Genomic DNA, 22,862 nt, shown 5'->3' on the forward strand with positions numbered 1-22,862 from the left:
TGATATCGGTCGCCCGTGGCATGCTTTTGGATGTCAACTTGTTGTGCAAAAGTGCCAATTTTTTTTGCTTGGCAAATCTTCGGCCAAGGGTCGTGAAACAGGCGTCAGAAAGTTGGCTTCTGCCGCTCTTCAGCCGTCCAGTCCTGAAAGCCTGGCGATGGTTTGGTCTGGCATGCTTGTCATCGTTTCCCCAGGCGCGATGGCTTTTCTGAAGTCTGCGGCGTGTTTTTTGCGCCACCTATTCTGTTGCTGCAGCAAGCCCGTGCGACTTGTATCCTTGCCCGCGACAAGGACAAGCGGCTGTAGTCATCGAGTCGGTCGACCCGCCGCAGGAACGGAAACCGGATTTGCCCAAAGGTAGTGATGTGAAGCGTGATACCCGCCTGTTAGTGCTGTTGTTGTTGGTGATCGGCTGTTCCCTCGCGTCGCTGACGGTATGGAAAGTGTTGGCCTCTCGCGAGCGTGCGCTGGAGGAAGTCAACGTTCATGGCTTGAACCTGACCCAGGCGCTGGCGACTTATTCCGAGGGCATTGTGCGCCAGAGTTCGTTGCTGCTGCTCGGGCTCGTCGAACGTCTGGAAACCGAAGGCAGTGGCCCCGCGCAGATCCAGCGTCTGAGCGCACTGGTCAACCGTCAGGAACCGCTGATGCCGCAGCTCAGCGGCATCACCATCTACGACAATCAGGGCCGCTGGCTGATGTCGTCCAACCGACCGATTCCGGCCGGGGCCAACAGCCGTGATCGCGCCTACTTCATCCATCATCGCGACGATCCGAGCCGCGACACCTTTATCGGTCCGCCGATCCAGAGCCGCTCCAATCAGGAGTGGGTGATAACCGTCAGCCGCCGTTTCAACGATGCGCACGGCGAATTTGCCGGGGTGGTGGCGGTGACGCTGGGGGTCGAAAACTTTCTGCGCCTGTTCGGCAAGATCGATGTGGGGCAGGAGGGCGCCATCGGCTTGTCCTATACCGACGGTACGTTGCTGGTGCGCTATCCCTTCCGCGAGCAGGACATGGGGCGCAACTTTTCCAAGTCGCCGATTTATGCGAAGTATCTGGTCGATCGATCCGTCGGCACCGCGTCGTTTACCTCCAGCCTGGATGGCGTCGAGCGGCTTTACGCTTTCCGCAAGAGCGACCGGCTGCCGCTGATCACCACCGTCGCTCTCGGCAAGCGCGAGGCCCTCGCGGCGTGGCGCATGGAAGCCTGGCTGTCGGCTGTGGTGGTCACGGGATTGCTGGGGCTGACCGGGCTGATCGGCTGGTGCCTGATGCTGGATATCCGCCGGCGTACCAGGGCTGAAGAGCAATTGCGTGGCACGCAGCAGCAGTTGCTCTCCTCCAATCGCCAGCTTGAGTTGCTGGCGATGAAGGATGCCCTGACCGGTCTGGCCAACCGGCGCTGCTTCGATGAGAGCCTCGCCATGGAAGCCCGGCGCGCGCAACGTGACGGCACGACGCTGGCGTTGCTGATGATCGATATCGATTACTTCAAGCTGTTCAACGATTCATTCGGGCATGTCGCCGGCGATGCTTGTCTGCAGAAGGTCGGCAGAATCCTCGAGGGTTGCGTAAGGCGCCCGTCGGATCTGCTGGCGCGTTATGGCGGAGAAGAAATGGCGGTGATCATGCCGGACACCGACGTCGCCGGTGCAACGGTCGTCGCGCAATTGATCCTGGATCGCCTCGCGCAAGCGCATATTGCGCACCCCTCCAGCCCGGTCGGGCGTGTGACCGTGAGCATCGGGATTGCGGCGGCGTCGGGGGCACGACTGGATCACGTGCCAGGTTTGATCGAGGTGGCCGACCAGGCGCTGTATAACGCCAAGACGGCGGGGCGTAACCGGTTTGTACCGGCCGAGTGGTGACGGGGGGCGAGCAGGACGTTGTCAATCAGTGGCGTCGGGCGCCTCCCGCAGAGTCTCAGGGTGTCAGCACGATGGCGCCGTTGAAGTGCCCGCTGCGCAGACACGTCAGCGCCTGATTGGCGTCCTTCAGGGCAAAACGGGTGACGTCGCAATGCACGGGGGTGTGCTGCAACTGCGCAAAAAACGCGGTGCCGTCTTCACGGGTCAGGTTGGCCACGGAGCGTACGCTGCGTTCGCCCCACAGCAAACGATAGGGAAAGGCGGGGATATCGCTCATGTGGATGCCGGCGCAAATCACGCAGCCGCCCTTGACGGTGGCGGACAGCGCCAGTGGCACCAGCGCCCCGACGGGCGCAAAGATCAGGCTGGCGTCCAGCGCATGGGGTGGCGGCTGATCCGAAGGCCCGGCCCATTCGGCGCCCAGGGTGCGTGCATAGGCCTGGCCTTCGTGGTCATCCGCTCGGGTAAAGGCGTAGACCTGTTGCCCGCGACCGCGGGCAATCTGAATTGCCAGATGTGCCGCCGCGCCAAATCCGTACAGCCCCAGGTGTTGCGCGCCCTGAGCCATTTGCAAGGCGCGAAAGCCGATCAGGCCGGCGCACAACAACGGTGCCGCCTGAATGTCGCTCAGCGTATCCGGGATTGCAAAGCAGAAGCGCTGATCGGCGACGGTGTATTCGGCATAGCCGCCATCCAGCTGACAACCGGTGAACTGCGCCTGATCGCAGAGGTTCTCCCGCCCCGAGCGGCAGAAGACGCATTCGCCGCAGGTCCAGCCCAGCCACGGCACGCCAACCCGACGGCCAATCCATTCAGCGGCCACATCGGCGCCTGCGGCGATGACTTCTCCGACGATTTCATGCCCCGGCACGCGGGGCAGAACCGCTTGTGGCAACTCGCCGTCGAACAGGTGCAGATCGGTACGACACACCCCGCAAGCCAGTACCCTGAGCAACAGTTGCTGCGCGGTGGGCGTGGGGATCGGCCGTTCTTCGCATTGCAGCGGTTGCCCGGGTGAATACAGGATCATGGCACGCACGATGATTCTCCTCGCGTTGCAAGAAAGCGCTGAGTTGCGCTCCCTCCTGCAGCGTCTGTTTCCCATAGAACCGGAGCACTGATGACGGCGCTTGATTTAAATCAAGTCTTGCAGGTTTCAGGCTTTCAGAATCGACGGACGAATCTCTGTTCAGCGAACCCGGGGCGGTAAACCTCATGAGCGATTTCCTCAATGCGCAACAACTGGAAGGCCTGGACGCTTACTGGCGCGCTGCCAATTACCTGGCTGTCGGGCAGATTTACCTCAAGGACAACCCGCTGCTCAAGGAGCCGTTGCGCCGGGCTCATATCAAACCGCGTTTGCTGGGGCATTGGGGCACGACGCCGGGGCTTAACCTGATCTACACCCACCTCAACCGGCTGATCAAACAGTACGACCTCAACATGCTTTTTGTGACCGGCCCCGGTCATGGCGGGCCGGCGATCGTGGCGCAGACCTATCTGGAAGGCACCTATACCGAGTGTTATCCGGCGGTGGAGCGCAATACCAACGGTCTGCTGCGCCTGTTTCGTCAGTTTTCCTGGCCGTACGGAATTTCAAGTCATGTGTCGGCACAGATTCCAGGGTCGATTCACGAGGGCGGGGAGTTGGGGTACAGCCTCGCGCATGCCTATGGGGCCGCGTTCGATAACCCTGACCTGATTGTCGCCTGCGTGATCGGCGACGGTGAGGCGGAGACCGGCACGCTGGCGGCCAGCTGGCACTCGAACAAATTCCTCAACCCGGTGCGTGACGGGGCGGTGCTGCCGATCCTGCACCTCAACGGCTACAAGATTGCCAACCCGACGTTGCTGTCCAGAATCAGCGAGGATGAACTCTCGGCGCTGATGTACGGCTATGGCTACGATCCCTTTTTCGTTGAGGGCGATGATCCGGTGCAAGTGCATCAGGCATTGGCGCAGACACTCAACACCATCGTGCTTAAGATTCGCCAGATTCAGCTCGAAGCGCGGCAACGGCCGCCGTCGAGGGCAGTGTCACGGCCGCTCTGGCCGATGCTGGTGTTACGCACGCCCAAGGGTTGGACCGGCCCCGGATTTGTCGACGGCCATCGGGTTGAAGGCACGTGGCGCGCGCATCAGGTGCCGCTGGCCGACTTCACCCAGTCGCTCCATTTGCAACAACTGGAAGAGTGGCTGAGCCGTTATCGTCCCGAGGAATTGTTCGATGCCCAAGGTGCCTTGATACCGGAAATCGCCGCGCTGGCGCCCACCGGACACCGGCGCATGAGTGCCAATCCCCACGCCAATGGCGGTGTGATGCTGCGTGCGCTGGACCTGCCGGGTTTTGCCGATTACGCCGTGAGCGTGGTTGGGCCGGGGACTTTGCGCGCCGAAGCCACCCGAGTGCTGGGAGAATTCCTGCGTGATGTGATGAAAAACAGCCTGGCCAGCCGCAACTTTCGGCTGTTTGGCCCTGACGAAACCGCCTCCAATCGCCTTGATGCGGTGTATGAGGTCAGCGCCAAAACCTGGATCGAGCCGCTGGAACCTGACGACCTGAACCTGTCGGCGGACGGCCGGGTGATGGAAATTCTCAGCGAGCAGGTGTGCGAGGGCTGGCTGGAAGGCTATTTGCTGACAGGTCGGCATGGATGGCTGTCGTGCTATGAGGCGTTTATCCATATCGTCGACTCGATGGTCAATCAGCATGCCAAATGGCTGAAGACAGCCGCCGAGGTGCCGTGGCGCAAACCTGTGGCATCGCTGAACCTGCTGTTGACCTCCCACGTCTGGCGTCAGGACCACAATGGGTTCTCGCATCAGGATCCGGGATTCATCGACATGCTGGCGAACAAGAAGCCGGACGTGGCGCGCATCTACTTGCCGCCCGATGCCAACTGCCTGTTATCGGTCGCCGACCACTGCCTGCGCAGCCGTAATTACATCAACGTCATCGTCGCCGGCAAGCAACCGGAATGGCAGTGGCTGAGCATCGACGCGGCACAGCAACACTGCCAGGCAGGTGGCGGCCGGTGGGCGTGGGCCAGTCACGATGATCAGGATCCGGACGTCGTCATGGCCTGCGCCGGCGATGTGCCGACGCTGGAAACCCTGGCCGCCTTGACCCTGTTGCGCGACTATGTGCCGGACTTGCGCGTCAGGGTGGTCAATATCGTCGACCTGATGCTGCTGCAGCCGTCCAGTCAGCACCCTCATGGCTGGTCGGATAGCGCGTTCAATGCGCTGTTCACCGTCGACAGACCGGTGATTTTTGCCTTTCACGGGTATCCGGCGCTGATCCATCGGCTGGTCTACAAACGCGCCAATCATGGCAACTTTCACGTACGAGGTTTCAAGGAGGAGGGCGCGACCACTACGCCGTTCGACATGGCCGTGATCAACGATCTTGATCGCTACCGACTGGCGCTGGACGTGATCGAGCGGGTGCCACGCCTGCAGGATCTCGTAAACGTTGCGCGGGAGCGTTACTGGGCCGTCATGGAGCAACACAAGCTGTACCTCATCGAGCACGGCGAAGACCTTCCCGAAGTGCGCAACTGGCAATGGACTCCCCGCCAGACGCCATGAGCGGCTATTTGTTCTTCCAGTATTTCTGCATTTCCAGAAACAGAAACGACGCGGTCCAGGTTATGAGGACAAGGCCGGTCAAGGCCTCAAGCCCGGTCAGGTACTTGAGGTGGCCAACCGGCGAAATATCGCCGAAACCGATGGTCGTGTACGTCGTGAAGGAGAAGTACACGCAATCCATCAAAGAGCCGTCGAAGTTGCCGGTCAGCTGTCCCCATTCGCCCGCGCGGGACATCAGGAAATAAACCACGGCGAACGCCCAGACCTCGATGGCATGGGCCAGCAGACTGCCCAACACCCCGACAACGATTCTGAACCGGCTCCAGATTTTCAGGCGCGGCATCCAGTCATTCAGGCGTAGCAGACACTCATAGTGGATCACTACTGCGATGATCACGACCAGGCTGTTGATCAGGGTGACGGCAAGCATTGGCCTGGCTCCAGGAAGACGAGCGTGTCACGCCAGCAGCAGATGGTCTTCGACCCGGCCGACGCCGGGCACTGACCAGGCCGCGCGCTCGGCAATCTGGCGTTCGCGCCACAGGTGAACCCGGCCTTCGAGCCGCACCACATCGCCTTCGACTTTGACGTGAATGTCCTGGGCATCGACTTCGGCGTTACGTTTGAGCGCGGCCTCGATGCGTTGCTGAATATCGAAGACATCCAGCCGTGGACGCAGGGTGATGCAATTGCTCACGCCGGTCACACCGGACAGCTTGCGTACCGAACGCTCGACGGTTTCCTTCTGATACTGCCAGTCGACTTCACCTTCCAGGGTGATGCGTCCGCTCTGCACGATGATCTTGACGTCACCTTCGGGAATGTCGCAGCTCCAGTGGATTATCTTCAGCGCCCGGGCAGCGATGGTGTCGTCCGCGGTGCCGGCATTCCTGTCCAGTCGTACCTGGAGCTCTTCAGCCACTGCGCGCACGCCTTTCATGCGCTTCACCGCGCGCTCGGCACTGACCTTCTGGGCATAGCTTTTGACATGCCCGCTGAGGGTGACCACACCGTCCTCCACCGTGACGCCGATGTTGGCGGCATCGATTTCCGGCTGGAACTCGAGTTCTTCGAGAATATTTTTGCGCAGGTTCAAGTCGCTCATGACGGTGTCCTCTTTCAGGTAGGTGTCGATCGGTCAAACGTGCCTGCTGTTGTTTTTCTACACCGCGGTGACGCGCGCGCATTGAGGTATATCAACAATGCCGGCCTCGCCCTCGCATTGGCTGATGGCGTCTGCAAGTCGGTGATTGTTTGACAAAGATCAGAGTGGTGACCGGATAACGCCAGATACTCGAATCATGACCTTTGCCGTCGTGAGCAATCGAGGGAACAACCATGAACAAGCGCTTGCCGATTGTGGTGCTGAGTGTGCTGCTGGCAGCGACCACTGGTTGCAGTCATCGGCAGGCCGATGAACTCAACGCGCGGCTGGAGTCCGCTGAAGACAACGCGGCGACTGCCAGGCTGAGGGCCGATGAGGCGGTGCTCAAGGCGGAACAGGCGCAACGTGCTGCCGATGAAGCGAATGAGCGCGCCAAACGGCTGGCTGAGAAGGCCAATCGCAAGTAGCCGGCAACCATCTCGAAACAGCCATGAATCGGTGTTTTGGGCTGAAAGTACCGGCGTTCTCATCCACATTCAGGAGACGGCCATGCGAATCACTTTTCTGGGAGCGGCAGGCACGGTCACCGGCAGCAAATACCTGTTGGATCACCGCGACCGGCATGTGCTGATCGACTGCGGGCTGTTTCAGGGTTACAAACAATTGCGCCTGCACAACTGGGATCCTTTCCAACTGCCCGTGCGGGATCTCGACGCGATCGTGCTGACTCACGCTCATCTGGATCACAGTGGCTACCTGCCGGTGCTGGTGCGCAACGGCTACCGTGGCCCGATCTATGCCACCGCAGCAACCTGTGAACTGGTGAAAATCCTGTTGCTCGACAGTGGGCGCCTGCAGGAAGAAGAGGCCGGATTCGCCAACCGACATGGTTTTTCCAGGCATGCGCCGGCGTTGCCGCTGTACACCGAACAGGACGCCGAGCAGGCATTGAAACTGTTGCAGCCGGTGGAGCTGCATCATCGGGTCGAGATTGTTCCCGGTCTGAGCATCTTGCTGCGCGGTGCCGGACACATTCTGGGTGCGGCCACTGTCGAGGTGGTTGCCGACGGTGTCACGCTGGTCTGCTCCGGCGATCTGGGGCGGCCCAACGATCCGTTGATGTTTGCCCCCGAAACCATCGAGCAAACGGATTACCTGTTGATCGAGTCGACCTATGGTGACCGCCAGCACCCTGACGACGACCCCGAGCAACAACTGACCGACGTGATCAACCGCACGGCGTTGCGCCATGGCATTACCCTGGTACCGTCATTTGCGGTCGGTCGGGCGCAACTGCTGATGTATCACTTGTATCGCTTGAAGCAGAAACACGCGATTCCGGATCTGCCGATCTACCTCAACAGCCCGATGGCGACGGATGTCACGCGTCTGTATCAGCGTTTTCGCAGTGAGCACCGGTTGTCGCTGCAAGAATGCGAGGGCATGTGCCAAGGCACGCGTTTCATACGTTCGACCCAGGAGTCGATCGATCTCGATCATCAGCGCATTCCGGCCGTGATCATCGCCGCCAGCGGCATGGCCACCGGCGGACGGGTGCTGCACCACCTCAAGGCATTGGCGCCGAGCCCGGCCAACTCGCTACTGATGCCCGGTTTCCAGGCCGGCGGCACGCGGGGCGCACAGATCGTTGCCGGTGCGCCGTCAGTGCGTATCCACGGTCAGGAGGTGCCGATCCGCGCTGAAGTGGTACCGATGCAGACCCTGTCCGCGCATGCCGATGCCGATGAAATCATCCAGTGGCTGCGCGGTTTCAAACGTGCACCGAAACACACGTACGTGGTGCATGGCGAACCCAACGCCTCGGACGTTCTGCGGCGGCGTATCAGCCTGGAACTGGGCTGGTCGGTGTCAGTGCCGGAGTACCGGGACAGCGCCGAACTGGGTGCCGCTGCCGATGTGCTTTCCGCCGAACGGCAGGAGTGACCGCTTCAAGATCCGCTGTTGACGATCTTGACCGTCCCGCACGATTCATCCGACTGGAGAACAATCATGAGCCAATATCAAAGTCTGTTGCTGGTGATCAATCCGGCTCTGCGCCGCTCTCCGGCGATCAGTCATGCGGCTGCGCTGGCCAAGGCCAGCGGGGCGACCTTGCATATCGTGGCGCTGGTCAAGTCATTGGACATTCTCTGGTTGCTTGAAGAAGGCGACCGGGAAAAAGCCCGGGCGAACTATTTGCAGGATCACCGCGACTGGCTCAAATATCAGGCCGGCAACCTGCGCGACAGAGGCATTGACGTGACAGTCGAAGTCGCCTGGTCGGATGACATGAAGCAAGAGATCCTTGACCTCGTCACCGAGATGATGCCCGACCTGCTGATCAAGCAAGTGCAGCATGAGTCGTTGCTCAAACGCGCCTTCTTCACCCCGCTGGACTGGCACCTGTTGCGTCATTGCCCGGTCCCGGTCTATCTGCTGGGCGGGGCAGGCCAGGCATTGCCACGCAAGATCGTGGCAGCGGTCGACGCCTCCGCAAGCGACCCGGTCAACGACCAATTGAACAAGCGCATCATCGATCAGGCCACGGCCATGGCGATCCAGTGTGACGCCGAGTTGCATCTGTTGTACGCCTACGACATTTCGCAGGAGTACCTGGAGGAGCTGGGCGAAGGCTTGACGGTTTCAGAGCTGACCAAGGAACTGCGCAGAGAGTTCGAGAGCGCTTATATCGACCTGGCCAAGCGCTATGGAGTACCCGCCGAGCGCCGGCATTTCGTGGTCGGCCACCCGGTTGCCGCACTCAGTGAGTTCGCCGATGCACAGCATGTGGATGTGATCGTCATGGGCCGGGTGCAATACCACGGGCTGGACAAGCTGCTGGGCAGCACCACCGAACATATTCTTTATCAGGTGCCGTGCAACCTGTTGGCGGTCTGACAGCGACGTCTGCCTGCGACAAATGCCGTGATGGGTTTATTGCAGTGTCGACCGGTGATTAACACTGCCAACATCCAGTTGCCTGCCGGTTGGCCGTTCATTGACAAAAATCAGAGGCCGGCCGTGCTGACGCCAGATACTTCAGGGGGCGCCGGACTTTTCCCGGCGCAATCACCCAAGGAGAGTCATCATGAACAAGCGTTTATCTGTGGTTCTGCTCAGCGTCCTTTTGGCGATGAGCGCGGGGTGCAGCAATAAAAAGGCGCAGGAAATGGACACGCGAATCGACGCCGCCCAGAGCACTGCAAACGCGGCACAATCCCGTGCCGACGCGGCTTACTCCAGGGCGGATCAGGCAGCCGCTGCAGCCAGTCAGGCACAACGTACGGCCGATGAGGCCAATGAACGCGCCAGCCGGATGCTGGAAAAGGCCAGCCGCAAATAGTGAGTCCGTGCGGCCAGCGTTTGCAGCAGTTGTGCAAAGGGTGGCGGAAAAAAAACCTTGCCGGTTTCCCGGCAAGGGGTACGACAGCGCGAAACTTACTCGCCCTTGATCGGTACGACTTTGTCCGCTTTAATGGCTTCAGGCTTTTTCGGCAACGAGATACTCAGCACACCTTTGCTGAAACTCGCGTCGATCTTCTCGGCGTCGACGCCTTTGGGCAGGTTGAAGACCCGCTCGAAGGAACCATAGTGACGCTCGCTCAGGTGGTAGCCCTTCCTTTTTTCTTCCTTGTCCTCTTTCTTTTCGCCCTTGATGATCAGGCTGCCGTTCGACAATTTGATCTCGATGTTCTTGTGATCCATGCCGGGTAATTCGGCGGTGATCTCGTAGCTTTTGTCCTTTTCACTGATATCCACGGCCGGCATGCCGTGACCGATCAGTTCGCGCCGCCAGAGCGGTTCGACGTCGAACAGCCCACGACCAAAGGGTGAAAGCCCCGAACCGCGGTTGAAGTCTTCGAACAGGTGATCGACCTGCTGGCGCAGTTTTTCCAGAGGGCGCCACAAGTCTGCATTCAGCGGATGCTGAAGGGATTTGTCTTTGGTATCGGTAGTGACCGGCATTTTCTTCACGGAGTTGCTCATTTTGAATTCTCCTTTGCGAATGGACGGCGGCTTACGGACATCCGAACCGGAGCGCTCACTGGTCGGCATAGATTTCGCCCTGCCACGTCAGCTTCAATGTCGGCGAGAACAGCGTGTCAGTGGTTGATAAAAGTCAATTACTGGGGGAACGGCGTTTCGCTCAGAAGCCAAATGGCAGCGTGCGGCCCAGCCCTATGCAAACGTCGGCCCGCTCTTGGGCGACGGACTGGTAGCTCCTGTCCTGGAACCAGGTTTTGCGCACCACGTCGATGTTTCCTGCGCGGTGTTGAAGGAGGGAGCGCCAATCTCACACGCCAGAAATGAAACAGCCCTGAATATTCAGGGCTGTTTTTTAGTTATTCGAAAATACTTCATCCGTTCTTGCTGTAGCCGCTGCCGACGTCTGTCAGATTCGAATAAAAGATACAGCCGATCAGCCTCGCGAACAGGCCTAACGTGTCCGCCAGATCCGGGTCGTCGAATATGACCGCCCTGGAGTCCAAGGCACACAGCGCACCCCACAGTTGTCCGTCGGGAAGGAAAATGGGCGCGCCGGCGTAGCTTTCAATCAAGTATTGCTTCACCACGGGACGCGTGGAGAACCTGCCATCGCGACTGATTTGTGGCACGAACAGCACTTGAGGGTCTCTGCGAAACTCACTGCACAGCGTGGTTTCCAGTTCCAGCGTGTCACCGGTGTGGATTCCAAGCTCGATCGGATCGTAGGCGGAACAGACAATCCATTCCGTGTCGGTGAATTTGGCGATCGCCGCGAAGCGCGTCCCGGTCATGCGTGTGACCAGTTGCAGAATATTGGTAGTGGCTTCAATTTCAGCGATAGAGGAACGTTCCTCTGCGCTTAGCAACGCTCTGTGAATGGTGTCACTGAGAGGCATGCAGTGTTCTCCGGTCATGATTGTTCGAGCTGGCAACGGCTAAACGCGTTTGAAACTTCGCGTTTGATTGCCGGCAAAACGGATTCGTTCACTTGAAGGGGTCTGATGGCTACCATAATTAAGGATCGTTTGCGTGTGGCTTGAGGCACCGTTATCGGCAGCGTAGCCTTGAACACACATTTGTTCGATGTCGCATTGAAGGCAAGGTGAGAAAGTGGAAGGCGTAGTGTTGAGCGAGAAGATGCAGCGCGAAGCTGATCGGCTGCTGGCGCAGATTGTCCGGGCAGATTCGATGATCATTGCGGTGAAGGCGGGGGCGCGTGCGGATGGCTTCGTGCTGGGGCTGGAAACCAGTGAGGTTTTGCGTGCAGGCGATGCTGAAAAGCTGTACGTCATTTTTGAAGCGGCGTTGGTGGAGCGTCTGAAAACGCTTTCACGGTCGTGAGCGGCTTGTCAGGCTTCAACTGTATTTTGCAGGCAGGTCAAGACCGGTGAGCCAAGCACCGCTGTCTGTCGAATCCAGTTGATTAGTGTTTGCGGTTTGTCTTGGTTAGTATCAAGCACGAAGCCGCCGCACCGCGAATGATTCTCTCCCGTCACCCCATTGAGGCATCCAATGCAGGCCAGTCGTGCCAATCTTGCCGATTTCGTTTATTTCCTGGCCATTGCTCGCCACCAGAGTTTCAGTCGCGCCGGGAAGGAAGTCGGTATCAGTGCTTCGGCGTTGAGCCATGCGATCAAGGGGCTTGAGTCGCGGTTGGGGGTCCGTCTGCTGAACCGAACGACGCGCAGTGTCACCTTGACCGCTGCGGGCGAGGAGCTGCACAGCGTCATCAGCAAACCCATGGATGAAATCGGTTTGGCGACGGAAGCGCTTAATCGCTTTCGCGATGAACCGATCGGACGTATTCGTCTGAATACCTTAAGCGATGCTGCCGACTTGTTACTGGGGCCCGTATTGCCGGTGCTCAATGATCGGTATCCGGAAATCCAGGTCGATCTGACGGTCACCAATCTCATCGTCGATGTGATCGGCGGCGGCCATGATGCCGGGATCCGCTATGGCGGAACGGTACCGGAAGACATGATCGCTCAGCGCTTGTCACCGGATATCCGCTGGGTGGTCGCGGGTAGCGCGGACTATCTTGAACGCTTCGGCGTTCCCCAACATCCGAACGACTTGATGCACCACCGTTGCCTGCGGATTCGGCTGGGCAATGGCGCCATGTACGATTGGGAGTTCGAGAAAGAAGGACAGCAGCTCTCCATTGCTGTCCCGGGGTGCATCACCATCGATGAAACTCGCGTCGGACTTTCACTGGCTCGTCAAGGCGCGGGCCTCATGTACGCCCCTGAGCCGGCGATGATGCCGCTGCTCGAAAGTGGTGAGGTGATCAGGGTGCTCGACGACTGGTCCAGCACAGGTTCCGGGTTTCACATGTACTATCCCAGTCACCGTCAATTGCCGGTAGGGCTGCGTCTGTTGATTGACTTGATCCGTGAACTTCAGCCCATCGGCGATTACCAGGCGTAAGCCCGTGACGCGTTGCCTGCTTCCGGCCTGATACCCGCGAGGTGTCGCGGCGGGCATCGATGCGCCCACGCCTGAGCTCGGCGCAACGTTTCAGTGTTGTGTGCCAAGCAATGCCTGGTACTGCGCGTCGGTCACCGGTTCCAGCCACTCGACGTTCTTGCCGTCCCGAGCTTCCTGAATGGCAATGTGGGTCATGCCGTTCGTGGATGTGGCGCCGTGCCAGTGCTTCACGCCCGGTGGTGTCCAGACCACATCACCCGGTTTGATGACGATCTTCTCGCCCCCGGCTTGTTGTATCCAGCCTGTGCCTGAGGTGACCACCAGCGTCTGGCCCAGAGGATGGGTATGCCAGACCGAGCGTGCGCCGGGCTGAAACGTCACTGCGCCTGCCGAAACAGTCGAGGGTGCCCGCGCTGCAAACAGTGGATCGATGCGCGCGTTGCCAACGAAGTTGCCGGGCGCCCCGGTGATGGATGCTTGTTCGCCATTTCTGACCACGCTCATAGTCTCGTCGGCAGGCAGTTCGGCAGCATGGCTTGCGAACGCAGGCATCAAGGTCATTGCCAGCATGGGTAAGGCGACACGTGTTTTCATCGGCAGATTCCTGTTGATTGAAGAAATGCGCCTCCACGCTAGTGCACCAACTTCCGCGCGACTACCGGGAAAAACCTGCATGAAACGATGAGCAGCGCTCACTAATCGTCTGTTTCATCGCACTCGGTGTTTTGTCACGGCGATCTCGCCTTTCTTCACGATTGATGAGTATTGCTCATCGGAACATCCCACTCAGGGCCGGTATTCAGCTCTCCGAGCGTCGATTACCTTGGTTACATCAAACAATGTCTGCTCAGTGCGTTATGAGGCTATTGCTCATAAACATTCTGCGCAGCTGCAAAGTGAGGAACATTCGATGAGTTTTTCGTTCGAGAACAAGGTCGCCCTGGTGACCGGCGCGGCTTCCGGTATCGGTCTGGCCACCGCGCAGGCGTTCGCACGGGCCGGCGCTGCCGTAGCGTTGGCGGATATCGATGGCGGCGCTGCACAGGCAGCGGCGCAGGCCTTGATAGCTGCAGGACATCGCGCTATCGGCATTCGCTGCGACGTGGCGGACGTCGGTCAGGTTCAAGCCATGGTCAAGGAAACGGTCGCGACATTCGGTCGTCTGGACGCTGCGTTCAACAACGCCGGTATTCAGAACCTGTTAGCTGAGACAGCCGACGCCACGGTCGAGGATTACGATCGGGTCATGTCGGTCAATTTGCGCGGCGTCTGGGCGTGTATGAAATTCGAACTCGAACATATGCGCCGCCAGGGCGGCGGAACGATCGTCAACTGCTCGTCTTTGGGCGGTCTGATCGGAGGTGCCGAGCGGGGCAACTATCACGCGGCCAAGCACGGTGTCCTCGGCCTGACCAAAAGCGCAGCGCTGGAGTATGCCGCACGCAACATCCGCGTCAATGCGGTGTGCCCTGGCTTGATCTGGACGCCGATGGCCGAGCGGATGGTCGAAGCGGGGCAGGGGGAAGCGCTGGCAGGCATGACCAAGGCTATCCCCATGGGACGTCACGGCAAGCCGGAAGAAATCGCTGACGCTGTGCTTTGGCTGAGCAGCTCGACCTCAAGCTACGTCACGGGGCAGTCCATCTCGGTGGATGGTGGTTTTGTCATGCGCTGAGGCGCGTCCACCGAAGTATCGGTAGGTCGAAACATACGGCCTGACGATCGGCCAACCGCAGGCTCTGTCGGTAATCACTTAAAGGAGTAAGCCATGCCGCCATCGAACACTTCCCGGTTAACCGCCACGCTGCTGATTGTCCTTGGCTCCTTTATCTTGCTCATCGGACTTTCGCTGCTAGCGGGTGGTTTTTATCTCGTTGCGCTGGGCGGCTCGTGGTACTTCGCCCTGGCAGGTGCAGGATTGGCCATCAGTGGTGTGTTGATGTTGCGTCGACGTCGATCCGGAGCACTGGCGTACCTGCTGGTGTTCGCCGGCTCTGTCTGCTGGTCGGTTCTGGATGTGGGGTTGACGTTCTGGCCGCTGTTTTCGCGCCTCTTCGCGCTGGCTGTCATCAGCGTACCGGTGCTGGTGGCGATCCCGTATTTGCGCAGTCGCCAGCGTGGCACACTGGCGCGGCTGGCTTGCGTGGCGGCTGCGGGCATGGTCGTGGGGCTGTGCGCAACGCTCTACGCAGCCTTGCAACCGCAACCCATTCTGACCGCCGAGAGGATGCCGGCGCCTGTACCGGGGAAAGCGGTCGGCACAGTCGAACCCACGACCGACTGGCGTTATTTCGGTCATACACCTTCAGGAACACGACATGCCGTGAGCGATCAGATAACGCCGCAGAACGTGTCGAATCTGACGCTTGCCTGGACATATCGCACAGGTGAAATACCCAAAGGTGCGCAAGGGCATGTGGTGACCCCCCTTCACGTCAATGGCGTGCTCTACGGTTGTACGCAGTCGAGCCAGTTGTTCGCCCTGGACGCGGATACCGGCAAAGAGATTTGGCATCACGACCCCAAAACCCAGGCAAACAATGTTTACCCGCGTTGCCGAGGCGTGGGCTATTACGAAGAAGCCCACGAGCTGGCCGCCTCAAACAACGCTGTTGCAGCGCAGCCCTGTTTGCGGCGAATCATCGCGACCACGGTTGACGCACGGTTGATTGCAGTAGACGCGCAGACTGGCCAGGCGTGCAGCGATTTTGGTCAGCATGGCAGCGTAAGCCTGCGTATCGGCGTGGGCGATACAGATCAGGATTTGTACTTTCCGACGGCCGCACCGACGGTTGTGCGTGATCTGGTAGTGGTCGGTGGGCTGGTGTGGGACAACCAGAAAACAGGTGAACCGTCTGGCGTGGTCCGCGCCTTCAATGTGCGCTCGGGGGCATTGGTGTGGGCCTGGGATCTGGGCAATCCGGCGATTACCCGCGAGCCTCCCGAGGGGCAGACTTACACCGCAGGTACGCCGAATGTCTGGTCGACACCGGCCTTTGACGATGCGCTTGGACTCATCTACTTGCCCACCGGCAATGCCACTCCGGATTTTTGGGGCGGTCATCGCTCCGAGGCCGATGATCGCTACTCGTCTTCCGTCGTCGCACTCGACATCGCGACTGGCCTCGAGCGCTGGCGCTTCCAGACGGTTCACCACGATCTCTGGGATTACGATGTACCTTCGCAACCAGCGCTTTACGATGTTCCTGATGGCCATGGAGGAATGCTCTCGGCACTGATTCAGACCACCAAGCGTGGCCAGATCTTCATGCTTGACCGGCGTAACGGAAAGCCAATTGCGACAGTCGAAGAACACCCTGTTCCTCAAGGTGGTGTGGCGGATGAGCGAATTTCTGCGACTCAACCCTATTCGACCGGAATGCCCGCCATCGGCACTGAGCCGCTCAGCGAAAAGCGCATGTGGGGGCTTACGCCGCTGGACCAATTGATATGCCGGATCGACTTTCGCAAGGCTAGATATGAAGGTGAGTTCACGCCGCCGAGCGAGCACCTGACGCTCCAGTACCCAAGCTGGTTGGGCGGCATGAACTGGGGATCGGTGTCCATTGCGGAAAACCTCGGCTACATGATCGTCAATGACACCCGGGTAGCCATCTGGAACCGAATGATCCCCCGTGCCGCTTATGATGCGAAAATCCTTAGTGGCGGCGGCCATGAAGGGAACGCTCCGCAGGCGGGGACACCGTGGGGTATCGAGCAAGGCCGCTTCCTGTCGCCGTTGGGTATTCCGTGCCAGGAGCCGCCTTTCGGCACCATCAGTGCAATCGACCTGGCGACTCGAAAGGTGGCTTGGTCGATGCCCTTGGGGACCACCGAGCAAACGGGTCCGCTGGGCATTGCCACGCACTTGCCGATGCCGATTGGCATGCCCACTCGGGGCGGTCCGGTGACTACATCAAGCGGCCTGGTGTTCATGGCCGGCACTCAGGACTTTTACCTCCGTGCCCTTGATGTTCGCACCGGCAAAGAACTGTGGAAGGGCCGTCTGCCTGTCGGAGCCGAAGCGACTCCAATGACTTATGTTTCCCCATACACCGGCAGACAATTTTTGGTCATCAGTGCCGGCGGTAACTCGGCGACGACGCAAAAGGGGGACTATGTGATGGCCTTTGCGTTACCTGAGCACGGCGTGCAGTAACTCCGCATGCCTGCTTACGGAAAGCACAAGCACGACTCAATTGATGAAAGGCGCGCCACTGACTGGACAACGCCTGCGCGTGAGGGGATTGACAGATCTTCCGAACAGAAATGATTGATGCAGCCACCGGAAGTTGTGTCTGCTGCGTGGACTCACTGTGGTACGACACGGCGAAAAAAGCCCGCGAGAGAGGCGGGCTTCAAGGGGGGCTTCAGAGGCAGTCGGACTTGCCTATCTGAAAATTGACGATCGGTGAACGGGTTGAATCTTTGTAGAGGAGGTCAATGGAAAGACCCGATTTCACGAACTGTCCCAAACCTTTTTCATTACAGAATGCAGAAGCTGCAATCGCTCTTGCATTTTTGGTGAATTCTTCAGAATCGATTTCGTCTTTGGTAACTTTTGTGAGTGTGTAAGAGATACGCATGACCTCATCGCTGTAGGTCACAGAATCGACGCGAGTTGAGTCATCAGATACTTTTCCGGACTGCAACACTCATGATGAGTGCGAGCCCTTTGAGTTGGCGCTCCCGCTCCTGCTTTTTCTCTTCCTGGGCAGATTTTGCGTGCCACACCTGCACCAGGATAAAGAGCAAAGTCATTGCCGAAAAAAATAGGATGATTCCGCGATTCTGTTTCAATTGAGAGTACCGTAGCAAAAGGCCATTACTCATTTGACCATGCCGATCGCACCATCTCAAGTTGGAGAGGTTTCATCATTGATGAACCAGAAATCTCGACGGCATCGATCCGCTGAGAGATTGCGCTAGTCAGTCATGACAGGCAGGAAACAGCCAGAAGCGGACTTCGGGAAACCGACCGCTACCGGGCAGAAGCGGTCTTTGGGAACGACGCTTTAACATGTTGAAATCGCACCAGGTTAATGATTAGGTTGCCCTTCGTGACAGGCGGGTTTCGACCAGGAGCGGTCATCCTCGGCCGTCAGCTTTCGGCTGTCATTCCTGACCCCCCACATTCGGCCAGCATCTGACATCGCCAGCTCAACCCCGCATGTCTATGAAAAGGGCAGTGGGGCAGCCATTCGTCAGCAGGGCGAACAGCCGCTCCTTGACAGGCAAGTTATCTGGGCAAATACTCGCCGCAAGATTCATATAGATGACTAGATAACAAGGTGAATAAAGTCGATGAATTCTTTATCCAGTGATGCCCGACTCCCGCTCTACCAACGCCTGCGTGACCAATTGGCTGAGCAGATCGCCAATAATCGCTGGCGTCCGGGGGAGGCGATCCCTACTGAAGCGGCGCTGTCTGCGGAATACCAACTGTCCACCGGCACGGTGCGCAAAGCGATTGATGCGTTGGTCAGTGAGGGCATTCTGGAGCGTCAGCAAGGGCGAGGGACGTTCATTCGCCGGGCGCAGTTTCAATCCTCATTGTTCCGTTTCTTCCGATTCCAGACTGTTTCCGGTGAGCGTCAGGTCCCGGAGAGTCGCATCCTCTCGATCGAGCCCGTTGCCGCACCGTCGGCCGTAGCGCAAGCACTGGGGTTGCCCGCCGATGCGCCGGTCATTCGTATTGTTCGCGTGCGTCTGCTCGATGTTAAGCCGGTGCTCGCCGAAGAAATCTGGTTGCCCCGCCAGCGGTTTCAGGCGCTGCTGGAGATCGACCTCAGTCGCGAAGGACCGCTGCTGTATCCGATCTACGAAGAAGTATGCGGACAGGTTGTTGCATCGGCCGAAGAGACGCTGACCGCTGAATCGGTGAATGACGTGCATGCCCGATTGCTCCAGGTAGCGGTCAACAGTCCGGTGATCGTGATCGAGCGTCTGGCCCGCGATTACGCGGGTAGCCCGCTGGAATGGCGTCGCTCGCGCGGCCACGCGGAGCACTTTCGCTACAGCGTGGATATTCGCTGACGTCTGCCTGCGTAGCGGAGCGTTTTGCGGCGGCTAGATCGCCGCCCGATTTCTGTTTGTTTGCCAAAGCTGACCCTGTCGCGGTGCGGTTGGCTGTCGGCTGCCTTGCGTAACACCTATAAGGATAAGAATCATGTTCAGCTGGTATCGCCAAGTCACTCCTCGGGAGCGCAAAACGTTTTGGGCCTGCTTCGGCGGTTGGTCGCTCGACGCGTTGGAAGTACAAATGTTCGGTCTGGCGATTCCGGCGCTGATCGCCGCTTTCGCGCTGACAAAGGGCGATGCCGGATTGATCAGCGGCGTTACCCTCGTCACCTCGGCACTCGGTGGCTGGGTGGGTGGGACGTTGTCTGACCGCTATGGCCGTGTGCGCACGTTGCAGTTGATGATTGTGTGGTTCTCGTTCTTCACCTTTCTCTCGGCCTTCGTCACGGGCTTCAATCAGCTGTTGGTGGTCAAGGCGCTGCAGGGTTTCGGGATTGGCGGGGAGTGGGCGGCCGGCGCGGTGCTGATGGCCGAGACGATCAATCCGCACTATCGCGGCAAGGTCATGGGCACTGTGCAAAGTGCCTGGGCGGTGGGTTGGGGCCTGGCGGTCGGGGTGTTCACGCTGATCTATACCTGGGTGCCACAGGACATGGCCTGGCGTGTGATGTTCCTTGTCGGGTTGCTGCCGTCGTTCCTGATCATCTGGGTACGTCGTAACGTTGAGGAGCCGGACAGCTTCCAGCGTCTGCAAAAAGACAACGCCATCCCGCAGAGTTTCTTCAAGTCGCTCGCCGGCATTTTTCGCCCGGAACTGATTCGCGTGACCCTGTTTGGCGGGCTGCTGGGACTGGGCGCGCACGGTGGCTATCACGCGGTAATGACCTGGTTGCCGACCTTCCTCAAGACCGAGCGCAATCTCTCTGTGCTGAACTCGGGCGCCTATCTGGCGGTGATCATCTTCGCCTTCTGGTGTGGTTGTGTGGCCAGCGGCTATTTGATCGATCGCATTGGCCGTCGTAAAAACATTGTGCTGTTTGCCTTGTGCTGCGTGGTCACGGTGCAGTGCTACGTATTTTTGCCGCTGACCAATACGCAGATGCTGTTCCTGGGGTTCCCGTTGGGGTTCTTTGCCGCCGGTATTCCGGCCAGTCTGGGAGCGCTCTTCAACGAACTTTACCCTGCCGATGTACGCGGCGGCGGCGTTGGCTTTTGCTACAACTTTGGCCGGGTGCTGTCCGCTGTATTTCCATTCCTGGTCGGGCACATGAGTGACTCCATGTCGCTGGGTTCGGCGATTGGTATCGATGCCGGGATCGCCTACGGCGTGGCGGTGTTTGCCGCACTGTGCCTGCCTGAAACCCGGGGCAGGGACCTTGAAGCCAATGCCACCTCCGTTTCGGCCGGTATCAGCGGCAATCAACGCGCTCGGGCGTGATGATCCTAACCTTCAGTAGATAAAACCCATGTCAGATACCCGCCCCAAGTCGATCGCCGGCATCGACTCCCATGCCCATGTGTTCAGCCGTGATCTGCATCTGATCGGTGCACGGCGCTACACCCCTGAGTACGACGCCACGCTTGGCCAGTACCTTGAGCATTTGCAAACGCATGGTCTGAGTCACGGTGTATTGGTGCAACCCAGTTTCCTTGGCACCGACAATAGCTACCTGTTGGCGGCGTTGAAGCACGCGCCGCAGCAGTTGCGCGGTGTGGTAGTGCTGGAGCCAAGCGTCAGTCGTTCTACCTTGAATGACATGGCTCGACTGGGCGTGGTCGGCGTGCGCTTGAACCTGATCGGCAAGGCGTTACCTGATTTTCGTGACAGTGCCTGGCAAGGGTTTTTCAGCGATATCGCTGATCTCGACTGGCATGTCGAGTTGCACCGGGAAGTCAAGGAACTGCCGGGCCTGATCCAGCAATTGACGCCGTTCGGCGTGAAGTTGGTGATCGATCACTTTGGGCGGCCGGACGCGAATGCGGGTCTCGATCAGCCCGGGTTTGGCGAGTTGCTTGAGGCCGGATCGAAAAGTCCGATCTGGATCAAGGTATCGGGAATCTATCGTTTGGGAGGTACGCCACAACAGAACATTGATTTCGCTCGAAGGGCATTACCGTTGCTGGAACAAAGCTTCGGCCTGCATCAGTTGGTATGGGGCAGTGACTGGCCGCATACGCAGCATGAGCAAAGCATCGGTTTCGCCACCGTCGTCGACCAGTTGCAAGCCTTGGAACTTTCGGCGCAAGCCAGCGACTCGCTGCTGGTGCAAGCGCCTCGAAGGTTATTCGGTTTTTAGAAAGTCGAACGCTGAAACCTGGCCGTTGCAGATGCCATTCATCTCACCCACATACAAGAATTTGGGCACCAGCCCAACCGAGAACCTTTCATGACTCCCTTAGATATAGATCTGTTACTGACCGCATTGATCAGCGTCTTGGTGCTGGTAGCGCTGATCGTCTCGCGCCTCAAAATGCACCCGCTGCTGGCTTTGCTGGTAGTTTCCGTCGGCGTAGGCTTTGCAACCGGTATGGAGCCAGATGGCATCGTCTCCCACTTGGTCACCGGCGCCGGCAAGACACTGGGGGCAGTGGGGGTGGTCATTGCGCTGGGGGCGATGCTCGGCAAAATTCTTGCTGACGCTGGCGTCACCGAGCAGATTGCTGCGGTCATCCTCAAGCGCACAACGGATCGGATGATTCCGTGGGCGATGATGATGGTCGCGTTTGTGATTGGCATACCGATGTTTTTCGAGGTCGGCCTGGTGATCATGCTGCCGCTGATCTTCAGCGTGGCGCGCAAGCTGGAAAGTCAGGCGCGCTTCAAGGGTTCAGCGTATATCTATGTGGGCGTTCCGGTGATTGCCGCACTGGCCGCCATGCACGGCATGGTTCCGCCGCACCCTGGCCCGCTGACGGCCATCGCCGCGCTGAAAACCTCGGTCGGGCCGACCATGCTCTATGGCTTCCTGGCGGCTATCCCGGCCATGATTTTAGGCGGCCCATTGTATGGCGCATTCATTTCCCCGCGCATGAGCACTCGGCCCGATCAGGTGTTGCTGGATCAGTTCACCCTGGCTGAAAAAGCCGACGATAAACCAAGCCCCAGCGTATACCTTGGCGTGCTGGCAGCCTTGCTGCCGGCGATCCTGATGCTGTTCCATGCCGTCGCCGAGATGGTATTGGCCAAGGACAATGCGCTGCTGAAAATGGCCGGTTTCCTCGGCAATCCGCTGATAGCGATGCTGCTGGGCGTGCTGTTCGCCGGGGCCAGTCTGGTACTCGCGCGCGGCGGTGATGCGGGGCAATTGCGCGACTCGCTGGGCAAGAGCCTCAAGCCAATCGCCTCGATCATCATGATCATCGCCGGCGGCGGTGCCTTTCAGGAACTGCTGACCAGCGCCAAGGTGGGCGATGCGATTGTGCACCTGACTCAGCAGTCGGCGTTTCCTCCGCTGATCCTCGGTTGGTTGATCGCCATGTTGCTTTCGGTGTCTACCGGTTCCGCCACGGTAGGTATCGTGGGGGCTGCCGGCTTGCTGGCGCCGCTGGCCGGTGCTGATCCCAGCCTCAACCTGCCGCTGCTGGCCTTGTCCATTGGCTGCGGCTCGTTGTTCTTCAACTACGCCAACCATGCAGGTTTCTGGATGGTGAAGGAATCCTTCGGCATGACGATGGGCGAAGCCACCAAGACTATTTCGGTGGTGCAATCGATCGTCGCCGTGGTCGGTTTGCTTGTGGTGTTGCTGTTGAACGTGGTCGTGTAATGACCTGAGGCGGCGTCCAATCAGGACGCCGCCATCTGTGAACCCCCTTATTGGCCGTCGATCAGGCGCGGCAGTGGAAGCGGATTGGACTCG

General features: G+C 59.1%; 21 protein-coding genes. 14 read left to right on the top strand and 7 right to left on the bottom strand.

Annotated features, from left to right (window positions below; translation table 11 throughout):
- Positions 1 to 365: 365 nt before the first annotated feature.
- Positions 366 to 1,871, top strand: coding sequence for a sensor domain-containing diguanylate cyclase (locus tag AC193Q_RS04960; RefSeq protein ID WP_483879245.1), 1,506 nt, complete (start codon positions 366 to 368; stop codon positions 1,869 to 1,871).
- A 55-nt stretch (positions 1,872 to 1,926) separates the two neighbouring features.
- Here AC193Q_RS04960 and AC193Q_RS04965 read toward each other — a convergent pair whose 3' ends face one another.
- On the bottom strand, positions 1,927 to 2,910 hold the full coding sequence (locus tag AC193Q_RS04965; RefSeq protein ID WP_483879246.1) for a zinc-dependent alcohol dehydrogenase family protein: 984 nt from the start codon (positions 2,908 to 2,910) through the stop codon (positions 1,927 to 1,929).
- Between the two features lie 176 nt (positions 2,911 to 3,086).
- Between AC193Q_RS04965 and AC193Q_RS04970 the strand changes: the two genes are divergently transcribed.
- Positions 3,087 to 5,462, top strand: a complete 2,376-nt coding sequence (locus tag AC193Q_RS04970; protein WP_483879247.1) for a phosphoketolase family protein — start codon at positions 3,087 to 3,089, stop codon at positions 5,460 to 5,462.
- A 4-nt stretch (positions 5,463 to 5,466) separates the two neighbouring features.
- On the opposite strand, the gene AC193Q_RS04975 is transcribed toward AC193Q_RS04970, so the two are convergent.
- A complete protein-coding gene (locus AC193Q_RS04975; RefSeq protein WP_108182555.1) occupies positions 5,467 to 5,892 on the bottom strand; it encodes a potassium channel family protein in 426 nt (141 codons plus the stop codon).
- Between the two features lie 27 nt (positions 5,893 to 5,919).
- The gene (locus AC193Q_RS04980) at positions 5,920 to 6,567 is read right to left on the bottom strand and encodes a BON domain-containing protein (protein WP_047294071.1); all 648 of its coding nucleotides are present in this window, start codon (positions 6,565 to 6,567) and stop codon (positions 5,920 to 5,922) included.
- Between the two features lie 233 nt (positions 6,568 to 6,800).
- Here AC193Q_RS04980 and AC193Q_RS04985 point away from each other — a divergent pair, with 233 nt between their 5' ends.
- The 4 genes from AC193Q_RS04985 (at position 6,801) to AC193Q_RS05000 (ending at position 9,910) form a co-directional block, all read left to right on the top strand.
- Positions 6,801 to 7,034 (top strand): Lpp/OprI family alanine-zipper lipoprotein, encoded by a 234-nt coding sequence (locus AC193Q_RS04985; RefSeq protein ID WP_047294072.1) that lies wholly within the window; start codon positions 6,801 to 6,803, stop codon positions 7,032 to 7,034.
- A gap of 82 nt (positions 7,035 to 7,116) precedes the next feature.
- The gene (locus AC193Q_RS04990) at positions 7,117 to 8,511 is read left to right on the top strand and encodes an MBL fold metallo-hydrolase RNA specificity domain-containing protein (protein ID WP_095666715.1); all 1,395 of its coding nucleotides are present in this window, start codon (positions 7,117 to 7,119) and stop codon (positions 8,509 to 8,511) included.
- A 66-nt stretch (positions 8,512 to 8,577) separates the two neighbouring features.
- Positions 8,578 to 9,465 carry a universal stress protein gene (locus AC193Q_RS04995; RefSeq protein ID WP_095666714.1) on the top strand — a complete coding sequence of 296 codons (888 nt, stop codon included), beginning with the start codon at positions 8,578 to 8,580 and terminating at the stop codon, positions 9,463 to 9,465.
- A 190-nt stretch (positions 9,466 to 9,655) separates the two neighbouring features.
- Complete coding sequence (locus AC193Q_RS05000; protein WP_047294075.1) at positions 9,656 to 9,910, top strand: Lpp/OprI family alanine-zipper lipoprotein; 255 nt, start codon at positions 9,656 to 9,658, stop codon at positions 9,908 to 9,910.
- A 95-nt stretch (positions 9,911 to 10,005) separates the two neighbouring features.
- On the opposite strand, the gene AC193Q_RS05005 is transcribed toward AC193Q_RS05000, so the two are convergent.
- Together AC193Q_RS05005 and AC193Q_RS05010 are read right to left on the bottom strand one after the other, a co-directional pair.
- The gene (locus AC193Q_RS05005) at positions 10,006 to 10,554 is read right to left on the bottom strand and encodes an Hsp20/alpha crystallin family protein (protein ID WP_095666713.1); all 549 of its coding nucleotides are present in this window, start codon (positions 10,552 to 10,554) and stop codon (positions 10,006 to 10,008) included.
- A gap of 371 nt (positions 10,555 to 10,925) precedes the next feature.
- Entirely contained in the window at positions 10,926 to 11,450 is a 525-nt protein-coding gene (locus tag AC193Q_RS05010; protein WP_047294079.1) for a GAF domain-containing protein, read from the bottom strand.
- Positions 11,451 to 11,664: 214 nt separating this feature from the next.
- Here AC193Q_RS05010 and AC193Q_RS05015 point away from each other — a divergent pair, with 214 nt between their 5' ends.
- Together AC193Q_RS05015 and AC193Q_RS05020 are read left to right on the top strand one after the other, a co-directional pair.
- Positions 11,665 to 11,895 (top strand): hypothetical protein, encoded by a 231-nt coding sequence (locus AC193Q_RS05015; protein ID WP_027613841.1) that lies wholly within the window; start codon positions 11,665 to 11,667, stop codon positions 11,893 to 11,895.
- Positions 11,896 to 12,066: 171 nt separating this feature from the next.
- Positions 12,067 to 12,984, top strand: coding sequence for a LysR family transcriptional regulator (locus AC193Q_RS05020; RefSeq protein WP_086791012.1), 918 nt, complete (start codon positions 12,067 to 12,069; stop codon positions 12,982 to 12,984).
- A gap of 90 nt (positions 12,985 to 13,074) precedes the next feature.
- Here AC193Q_RS05020 and AC193Q_RS05025 read toward each other — a convergent pair whose 3' ends face one another.
- On the bottom strand, positions 13,075 to 13,536 hold the full coding sequence (locus AC193Q_RS05025; protein WP_373557820.1) for a (R)-mandelonitrile lyase: 462 nt from the start codon (positions 13,534 to 13,536) through the stop codon (positions 13,075 to 13,077).
- Between the two features lie 358 nt (positions 13,537 to 13,894).
- Between AC193Q_RS05025 and AC193Q_RS05030 the strand changes: the two genes are divergently transcribed.
- Both AC193Q_RS05030 and AC193Q_RS05035 read left to right on the top strand, forming a co-directional pair.
- Positions 13,895 to 14,659: a glucose 1-dehydrogenase gene (locus AC193Q_RS05030; RefSeq protein ID WP_086791013.1), complete on the top strand. Its 765-nt coding sequence runs from the start codon at positions 13,895 to 13,897 to the stop codon at positions 14,657 to 14,659.
- A 93-nt stretch (positions 14,660 to 14,752) separates the two neighbouring features.
- Positions 14,753 to 17,143: a membrane-bound PQQ-dependent dehydrogenase, glucose/quinate/shikimate family gene (locus AC193Q_RS05035; protein WP_095666711.1), complete on the top strand. Its 2,391-nt coding sequence runs from the start codon at positions 14,753 to 14,755 to the stop codon at positions 17,141 to 17,143.
- 211 nt (positions 17,144 to 17,354) lie between these two features.
- Here AC193Q_RS05035 and AC193Q_RS05040 read toward each other — a convergent pair whose 3' ends face one another.
- Positions 17,355 to 17,570, bottom strand: coding sequence for a hypothetical protein (locus tag AC193Q_RS05040; protein ID WP_483879248.1), 216 nt, complete (start codon positions 17,568 to 17,570; stop codon positions 17,355 to 17,357).
- Between the two features lie 718 nt (positions 17,571 to 18,288).
- On the opposite strand from AC193Q_RS05040, the gene AC193Q_RS05045 reads away from it, so the two are divergent.
- The 4 genes from AC193Q_RS05045 (at position 18,289) to AC193Q_RS05060 (ending at position 22,769) form a co-directional block, all read left to right on the top strand.
- Complete coding sequence (locus tag AC193Q_RS05045) at positions 18,289 to 19,020, top strand: GntR family transcriptional regulator (protein WP_047294081.1); 732 nt, start codon at positions 18,289 to 18,291, stop codon at positions 19,018 to 19,020.
- 133 nt (positions 19,021 to 19,153) lie between these two features.
- Positions 19,154 to 20,443 (top strand): MFS transporter, encoded by a 1,290-nt coding sequence (locus tag AC193Q_RS05050; protein WP_483879249.1) that lies wholly within the window; start codon positions 19,154 to 19,156, stop codon positions 20,441 to 20,443.
- Positions 20,444 to 20,471: 28 nt separating this feature from the next.
- Positions 20,472 to 21,302 (top strand): amidohydrolase family protein, encoded by an 831-nt coding sequence (locus AC193Q_RS05055; RefSeq protein ID WP_483879250.1) that lies wholly within the window; start codon positions 20,472 to 20,474, stop codon positions 21,300 to 21,302.
- A 90-nt stretch (positions 21,303 to 21,392) separates the two neighbouring features.
- Positions 21,393 to 22,769: a GntP family permease gene (locus tag AC193Q_RS05060; protein WP_095666709.1), complete on the top strand. Its 1,377-nt coding sequence runs from the start codon at positions 21,393 to 21,395 to the stop codon at positions 22,767 to 22,769.
- The last annotated feature ends 93 nt before the right edge of the window (positions 22,770 to 22,862 follow it).

It is taken from the genome of Pseudomonas sp. F2 (assembly GCF_057174385.1).